The sequence below is a fragment of the Streptomyces sp. NPDC005195 genome (assembly GCF_040608315.1).
GTDB classification, from domain to species: domain Bacteria; phylum Actinomycetota; class Actinomycetes; order Streptomycetales; family Streptomycetaceae; genus Streptomyces; species Streptomyces kaempferi.
Map to the genome: position 1 here is coordinate 16,394 of NZ_JBEXHZ010000064.1, position 7,680 is coordinate 24,073.

5 protein-coding genes are annotated in these 7,680 nt (G+C 70.6%); 2 read left to right on the plus strand and 3 right to left on the minus strand.

Features of this window, described 5'->3' with window-relative positions:
* Nucleotides 1-100: 100 nt before the first annotated feature.
* The 3 genes from ABZV34_RS32925 to ABZV34_RS32935 are packed head-to-tail and all read right to left on the minus strand — an operon-like array spanning nt 101 to nt 5,231.
* Nucleotides 101-2,245, minus strand: coding sequence for an acetate--CoA ligase family protein (locus ABZV34_RS32925; protein WP_356284877.1), 2,145 nt, complete (start codon nt 2,243-2,245; stop codon nt 101-103).
* A 3-nt stretch (nt 2,246-2,248) separates the two neighbouring features.
* Nucleotides 2,249-3,526 (minus strand): formyl-CoA transferase, encoded by a 1,278-nt coding sequence (gene frc / locus ABZV34_RS32930; RefSeq protein WP_356284880.1) that lies wholly within the window; start codon nt 3,524-3,526, stop codon nt 2,249-2,251.
* Nucleotides 3,527-3,536: 10 nt separating this feature from the next.
* Entirely contained in the window at nt 3,537-5,231 is a 1,695-nt protein-coding gene (locus tag ABZV34_RS32935; protein ID WP_356284883.1) for a thiamine pyrophosphate-binding protein, read from the minus strand.
* Between the two features lie 145 nt (nt 5,232-5,376).
* Between ABZV34_RS32935 and sucC the strand changes: the two genes are divergently transcribed.
* Together sucC and sucD are read left to right on the plus strand one after the other, a co-directional pair.
* Nucleotides 5,377-6,507, plus strand: coding sequence for an ADP-forming succinate--CoA ligase subunit beta (gene sucC / locus ABZV34_RS32940; RefSeq protein WP_356284886.1), 1,131 nt, complete (start codon nt 5,377-5,379; stop codon nt 6,505-6,507).
* Between the two features lie 11 nt (nt 6,508-6,518).
* Nucleotides 6,519-7,451, plus strand: coding sequence for a succinate--CoA ligase subunit alpha (gene sucD, locus ABZV34_RS32945; protein ID WP_356284889.1), 933 nt, complete (start codon nt 6,519-6,521; stop codon nt 7,449-7,451).
* The last annotated feature ends 229 nt before the right edge of the window (nt 7,452-7,680 follow it).

The following is a 7,680-nucleotide window of genomic DNA, read 5'->3' on the forward strand; positions in this document are numbered from 1 at the left end:
GCCCCTCCGCGGGGCCCCGCCCCCCCCCATCCGGGCCGGCCGCGCGGGCGCGCCCCCCCCCTACCCCGCCCCGCGCCCCCCCCCCCCGCCCTGGTTCACCTCATGAACCGCCCCCCAACAGGCCCGCCGCGCGCGCCCAGCGGTACTTGGCGCCCAGGACCGCCACCGGTGTCTCCGTCGTGTACGGGTACGCCACGACCCCCCGCTCGTACAGGTACTGGCAGGCCTCCTCGACCTCGACGTCGCCCGCCAGGGCCGCCACCACCGGCTTCTCGACGCCCCGCTCCCGGAACTCGGCCACCACGCGCGCGGTGAGCTCGGCGAAGACCATGGGAGGGGTGACGATGGTGTGCCAGTAGCCGAGAACGAGGGCGTGGACGCGCGGATCCTCCAGGCCCAGCCGGATCGTCGCCTCGTACGTCGACGGCGGCTCGCCGCCCGTGATGTCGACCGGGTTGCCCGCAGCCCCGAAGGGCGGGATGAACGCCCTGAAGGACGCGTCCAGGTCCGGCGGTATGTCCATCAGGGTCAGGCCGTTGTCCGTCACGGCGTCGGAGAGGAGGACGCCGCTGCCGCCCGCACCGGTGATGATCACGACGTTGTCGCCCCGGGGAGCCGGCAGCACCGGCAGTCCGCGCGCGTACTCCAGCATGTCGCGCAGCCCGGGAGCCCTGATGACGCCGGCCTGCTTCAGGATGTCCTCGTAGACGGCGTCGTCGCCCGCGAGCGCGCCCGTGTGCGAACCGGCGGCCTTCGCCCCGGCGGCGGTGCGGCCCGCCTTCAGGACCACGACCGGCTTCCTGGGGACCGTCGCGCGAGCGGCCTCCACGAAGGCGCGGCCGTCCTTGAGGTCCTCCAGGTGCATCGCGATGCACTCGGTGTGCGGGTCCTCGCCGAACCAGGTCAGCAGGTCGTCCTCGTCCAGGTCCGACTTGTTGCCGAGCCCGACGATCGCGGAGACACCCGTCCTCGTGGTGCGCGCGAAGCCCAGGATCGCCATGCCGATGCCGCCGGACTGCGAGGTCAGCGCGACACCGCCCTTGACGTCGTACGGCGTGCAGAACGTGGCGCAGAGGTCCTGCCACGTCGAGTAGTAGCCGTAGATGTTCGGCCCGAGCAGCCGGACGCCGTGCCGCTCGGCGATCGCCACGAGCTCGTCCTGGAGCGCCTGTTCACCGGTCTCCGCGAATCCGGAGGGGATCAGTACGGCGTTGGGGACGCCCTTGCGTCCCACCTCCTCCAGGGCCGCGGCCACGAACTTGGCGGGGATCGCGAAGACCGCCACATCCACCTCGCCGGGAACGTCCGTGACACTCCTGTACGCCTTGCGGCCCAGGATGTCGTCGGCCCTGGGGTTCACCGGGTGGATCTCGCCGGCGAAGCCCCCGTCGACGAGGTTGCGCATCACCGAGTTCCCGATCTTGCCCTGCTCGTTGGAGGCGCCGATCACGGCCACCGAGGAGGGCCGCATCAGCCGGCGCATCGAGGTGAGGATCTCCTCACGGCTGTACTTGCGCCGCTCCCTGGGAAGCGACCCGGCGAGGATCACCCGGATGTCCGCGGCGACGGCGCCCTCCGGCGTGGCGATCACCGGGTTCAGGTCGACCTCGGCTATCTCCGGGAAGTCCGCGACGAGTTCGGAGACCCGGCGGATCTGCTCGGCGATCGCCCACCGGTCCACCGGCGGCGCGCCCCGCACCCCGCGCAGGATCTCGGCCGCCCGGATCGAGTCCAGCATCGACAGCGCCTCGTCGGCGTCCACGGGGGCGAGGCGGAAGGTGACGTCCTTGAGGACCTCGACCAGTACACCGCCGAGCCCGAAGGCCACCACCTTCCCGAAGGTCGGGTCGGTGACGGCGCCGACGATGACCTCCTGCCCCTGGGGGAGCAGTTCCTGCACCTGGACGCCTTCGATACGGGCCCGCGGGTCGTACGTCTTCGCGTTCTCGACGATCCGGTGGAAGGCCGCCCGTACGTCCGCCGCGCCCTCCACGCCGACGACGACACCGCCGGCATCCGTCTTGTGCAGGATGTCGGGGGAGACGATCTTCATCACGACGGGGGCGCCGAAGCGCGCCGCGTACGCCACCGCCTCGTCGACGTCCCTCGCCAGTTCCTCGCCCGGTACGGCGATCGCGTATGCGTCGGCGATCACCTTGCCCTCCGGCGCGGTGAGCGCGGCGCGTCCCTCGGCGCGTACGGCGTCGAGGAGCGCGCGTACCTTCAGCACCCGGTCTTCGGCCATCACTCAGATCACTCCGTTCGACTTGAGCAGACGCAGTTCCTCGTCGCCGAGACCGAGCTCGCCGATGTAGACCTCTTCGTTGTGCTCGCCGAGCAGCGGTGAACTGGTCACGTCCACAGGGGAGTCGGAGAGCTTCAACGGGCTGCCGACCGTCACGAACTCGCCCCGCTCGGGGTGCGGCACGGTCACGACCATCTCGTTGGCGACCAGTGACGCGTCCTCGACGATCTCCTTGGTGGACAGGATCGGGCCGCAGGGGATGTTGTGGGCGTTGAGCTTCTCCAGCACCTCCCACTTGGGGAGGGTGGCCGACCACTCCTCGATGAGCTGGAACATCTTGGTGAGCTGGGGCAGCCGGGCCTCCGGGGTGGCCCACTCGGGGTCGTCCGCCAGCTCCGGCCTCCCGATCAGCTCGGTGACCGGCTTCCAGCCGACCGGCTGCACGATGACGTACACGTAGTCGTTGGGCCCGCCCGGCGCGCACTTGACCGCCCAGCCGGGCTGGCCGCCGCCGGACGCGTTGCCGGACCGGGGCACCTCGTCACCGAAGTCCTCGTTGGGGTATTCAGCCAACGGCCCGTGCGTCAGGCGCTGTTGGTCCCGGAGCTTGACCCGGCACAGGTTCAGTACCGCGTGCTGCATCGCCACGTTCACGCGCTGTCCGCGTCCTGTGCTCTCCCGCTGGAACAGGGCGGCGAGGATGCCCGCGACCGCGTGGACACCCGTGCCCGAGTCGCCGATCTGCGCGCCCGTCGCCAGGGGTGGCCCGTCCTCGAAGCCGGTGGTCGCCATCGATCCGCCCATGGCCTGCGCGACGACCTCGTACGCCTTGAAGTTGGTGTAGGGGCCGTCCCCGAAGCCCTTGATGGAGGCGTAGACGATCCGGGGGTTGATCTCCTGGATACGGTCCCAGGTGAAGCCCATGCGGTCGACGGCGCCCGGCCCGAAGTTCTCGACCATGACGTCAGAACGCCGGATCAGCTCGGTGAGGATCTCCTTGCCGCGCTCGGTCTTGGTGTTGAGGGTGATGCTGCGCTTGTTGCAGTTGAGCATCGTGAAGTAGAGGGAGTCGACGTCGGGGAGATCGCGCAGTTGCCCCCGGGTGATGTCGCCGGTCGGCGCCTCCAGCTTGACGACGTCCGCGCCGAGCCAGGCGAGCAGCTGGGTGGCGGAGGGGCCGGACTGGACATGCGTCATGTCGAGGACGCGGATGCCTTCGAGAGCCTTGGCCGACGTTCCCGGGAGCGGGGTCGTCGCGGTGGTCGGGGTCGTCGGTGTCATCGGGGGCACCTCACTTGTACATCGTCTGGTTCATGGTTCCGGGGGCGTACGCGTCCGGGTCGACCCAGACGTTGATGAGCGACGGCTTGCCCGACTCGCGGGCGCGGCGCAGCGCCGGGCCGATGTCGGCGGGGTCGCGGACCTCCTCGCCGTAACCCCCGAGCATCTGCGCGAACTTGTCGTAGTGGACGTCGCCGAGGGTGTTGCCGACCCGCTCGCGCTCCACGCCGTACTTCTGGGCCTGGCCGTAACGGATCTGGTTCATCGAGGAGTTGTTGCCGACGATGCCGACGAACGGCAGGTCGTAGCGGACGAGCGTCTCGAAGTCCCAGCCGGTGAGGGAGAAGGCGCCGTCGCCGAAGAGGGCCACGACCTCCTTGTCGGGGCGTGCCTTCTTCGCCGCGAGGACGAAGGGGATGCCGACGCCGAGGGTGCCGAGCGGGCCCGGGTCCATCCAGTGGCCCGGGGACTTGGGCTGCACGACCTGCCCCGAGAAGGTGACGATGTCGCCGCCGTCCCCGATGTAGATGGAGTCCTCGGTGAGGAAGTCGTTGATCTCGCTCACCAGGCGGTACGGATGGATGGGCGAGGCGTCCGACCTCAGGCTGGGCAGCCGCTTGTCGAGTGCGCTCTGTTCGGCGGCCCGCAGTTCGTCGAGCCACTCCTTGCGCCTCGAAGCACCCCCGTTGACCCGCCCGGAGGCGGCGTCGGTCACCGACTTCAGGACGAGTCCCGCGTCCCCGACGATCCCCAGGTCGATGTCCCGGTTCTTGCCGACGGTCCGGTAGTCGAGGTCGATCTGTACGACGGTCGCGTCGGGGGAGAGCCGTTTGCCGTAGCCCATCCGGAAGTCGAAGGGCGTGCCCACGATCACGATCACGTCGGCGTGGGAGAACGCGTACCGGCGGGAGAGCTGGAAGTGGTGCGGGTCGCCGGGCGGCAGGGTGCCGCGTCCCGCACCGTTCATGTAGGCGGGGATGTTGAGGGTGCGTACGAGGTCGATAGCCGCCTCGGTGCCCCGGGTCGTCCACACCTGGCTTCCCAGCAGGATCGCGGGCTTCTCGGCGTGCACCAGCAGATCGGCGAGCCGCTCGATCGCCTCGGGGTCGCCGGCCGAGCGGGTCGAGGCGCGGTACCGGCCGGCGGCGGGGATCCGGGCCTTCTCGACCGGCACCTTGGCGTCCAGGACGTCGCGGGGGATCTCCAGGAAGGAGGGACCGGGTGCGCCGTGATAGCACTCCCGGAAGGCCATCGACACCATGTCGGCGGCGCGCGCCGTGTCCGGGACGGTCGCCGCGAACTTGGTGATCGGCGTCATCATGTCGACGTGCGGCAGGTCCTGGAGAGAGCCCATCTTGTGCTGGGTGTGCGCTCCCTGACCACCGATCAGCAGCATCGGGGACTCGGCGCGGAAGGCGTTCGCGACGCCGGTCACGGCGTCGGTGGTACCGGGCCCGGCCGTGACGACCGCGCATCCGGGTTTGCCGGTGATCCGCGCGTATCCGTCGGCGGCGTGGGCGGCGACCTGCTCGTGGCGTACGTCGACGACCTCTATGCCTTCGTCGACACAGCCGTCGTAGATGTCGATGATGTGGCCGCCGCACAAGGTGTAGACGACCTCCACGCCTTCCGCTCTGAGTGCCTTGGCGACCAGGTGCCCACCTGAGATGAGGGTCGAGTCGGTGTCGCTGCTGCCGTCGGGCATGGCGAAGTCCTGTCCCTTCGTAGGGGGTTGGAACGCTCTCGCGGTACATTGCATACAGTCGACGAATACTGTATGAAGCTTGTTATCCCGCATCCTGTGGGTGGTGTCCAGGGGGCGTGCGGCACTTTTAGACAGGAGCCGAGGTATGGACCTGTACGAGCACCAGGCAAGGGAACTCTTCGAGGAACACGGCATCTTGGTACCGAGGGCCGAGGTCACCGACTCGCCCCGGGAGGCGCGGGACATCGCCCGCAGGCTCGGCGGCCGGGTCGTCGTCAAGGCACAGGTGAAGACGGGCGGGCGCGGCAAGGCCGGCGGCGTGAAGCTCGCCGCGGATCCGGCCGCGGCGGAACTGACGGCCCGCCAGATCCTCGGCATGGACATCAAGGGACATGTCGTCCGCGCGGTGATGCTGGCCCAACCCATCGACATCGAGGCGGAGTTCTATGTCAGCTACGTCCTCGACCGCGCGGCCGGGCGGTTCCTCGCCATCGCGTCGGCCGAGGGCGGCATGGACATCGAGGAGGTGGCCGTGAGCCGGCCGGACGCCGTCGCGCGCATCCCGGTCGACCCCGCCGAGGGCGTCACCTCGGCCAAGGCGGCCGAGATCGCCGAAGCCGCCGGTCTTCCCGCACAGGCCGTCGACGTCCTGATGCGGCTGTGGGAGGTACTGACCCGCGAGGACGCCCTCCTCGTCGAGGTCAACCCCCTTGTACGCACCTCCCAGGGGCAGATCCTCGCCCTGGACGGAAAAGTCACCCTCGACGACAACGCCCGCTTCCGGCAGCGGCGTTGGGGACGGGAGGACACCCCGCACGACGATCCGCTGGAGGCGGCCGCCGCGGCCAAGGGGCTGAACTACGTCAAGCTGGACGGCGAGGTCGGTGTCATCGGCAACGGCGCGGGTCTGGTCATGTCGACCCTCGACGTGGTCGCCGGCTGCGGCGCCCGCCCCGCCAACTTCCTCGACATCGGCGGCGGCGCCTCCGCCCGGATCATGGCCGACGGCCTGTCCGTGGTCCTCGCCGACCCCGCGGTGAAATCGGTCCTCGTGAACGTCTTCGGCGGCATCACCGCCTGCGACGCCGTCGCCGAAGGCATCGTCCAGGCCCTGGAGAGCGTCCGGTTGACCAAGCCGCTCGTGGTCCGCCTCGACGGCAACAACGCCGTACGCGGCCGGGCCGTCCTCGACGACCGCGCACACCCCCTGGTCCAGCAGGCCACCACCATGGACGGCGCCGCGCGCCGCGCCGCCGAACTCGCCACCGCCGACTGAAGGAGTAGGACATGGCCGTCTTCCTCAGCAAGGAGAGCAAGGTCCTCGTCCAGGGCATGACCGGCGGCGAGGGCATGAAGCACACCCGGCGGATGCTCGCCGCCGGCACGGACGTGGTCGGCGGCGTCAACCCGCGCAAGGCGGGCCGCGGCGTCGACTTCGACGTCCCCCGAAGCCTCGACGGCCGGGGCGGCACTCCGGTCACCGTGCCGGTCTTCGGTTCGGTGCGCGAGGGAATGGCGGCGACCGGCGCCGACGTCACCGTCGTCTTCGTGCCGCCCGCGTTCGCCAAGGCCGCCGTGCTGGAGGCCGCCGACGCGGGGATCGCCCTCGCCGTCGTCATCACCGAGGGCATCCCCGTCCACGACGCGGTCGCCTTCCACGCGTACGCCGCCGCGCGGGGCACCCGTGTCATCGGCCCCAACTGCCCCGGCCTGATCAGCCCCGGCCAGTCGAACGCGGGCATCATCCCCGCCGACATCACCAAGCCCGGACGCATCGGCCTGGTCTCCAAGTCGGGCACACTGACCTACCAACTCATGTACGAGCTGCGCGACATCGGCTTCTCGACGTGTGTGGGCATCGGCGGCGACCCCGTCGTCGGCACCACGCACATCGACTGCCTGGCCGCCTTCCAGGACGACCCGGACACGGACCTCGTCGTCCTCATCGGGGAGATCGGCGGCGACGCGGAGGAGCGGGCCGCCGCGTACATCCGCGACCATGTCACCAAGCCGGTCGTCGGCTACATCGCCGGGTTCACCGCGCCCGAGGGCAGGACGATGGGGCACGCCGGCGCGATCGTCTCCGGCTCGTCCGGCACGGCGCGGGCGAAGAAGGCGGCCCTGGAGGCGGCCGGGATACCGGTGGGGGGAACCCCGACCGAGACGGCCCGGCTGGTGCTGGCCCGGCTGGAGGCGGAGCGTGTCGCCACCGGCGGGTGAGGTGAGACGTCACTCATAGTTGAGGTGCGGTGACTGTCACAAGCGCATCCGCCTCAGTACCTTCCTCGTACGGCACCTTCCTCGTGCGGACGCGGCCACCTCCCGCGGACGCACCCCCCCCCCCCCCCCCCCCCCCGGGGGGGGCCCCCCCCGCCCCCCCCCCCCCCCCCGCGGGGGGGCCCCCCCCCCCCCCCCCCCAAAAGGTGGGGGCCCCCAAATAGTTTCCGCG